We start from the raw sequence: 418 nt of genomic DNA on the forward strand, positions 1-418 counted from the left end.
GCCAGGAACCAAATTCTCGAAGTGCTCGCCGCCGGTTACGCCTTTGATAGCGGTCGTTACGGTTTGGTCGCCTTTGTAAACGTCGTTCGGTGCCACGGTGGTGACGGTGCCGCTCGACTGATTCACGCCGATAGTGATGGTCTGGCCGTTGTCCAAGGTCACGGTCAGCGGGTTGGTGATGTTAGTCACTGCCGCGCCGTTTTTATCCACAAGGCTGGCGGTGTAGACGATGTTGCCGCCTTCGCCAACGGTAGTAGTAGCGGTCAGGACCACATCAACTTTGTCGATGGTGTCGTTGATCGTTGTGGTCGCACCGTCGCCAGCAACGTCCAACTTCTCGAAGTTGCCACCAGCGGTGTCAGTGATCTTGACGGTCTGGGTGCTCTTGTCGATGAACACGTCATCGCTTGGCGCTGGC

Annotated in this window: 1 protein-coding gene; it reads right to left on the reverse strand. The window is 57.4% G+C overall.

The window, feature by feature from the left end; translation table 11 throughout:
* On the reverse strand, nucleotides 1–418 hold a 418-nt coding region (locus ACI77D_RS29380), incomplete at both ends, for an immunoglobulin-like domain-containing protein (RefSeq protein WP_407018110.1).

Origin of the sequence: Pseudomonas sp. O39 (assembly GCF_045447295.1) — a bacterium.
GTDB classification, from domain to species: Bacteria; Pseudomonadota; Gammaproteobacteria; order Pseudomonadales; family Pseudomonadaceae; genus Aquipseudomonas; species Aquipseudomonas antarctica_A.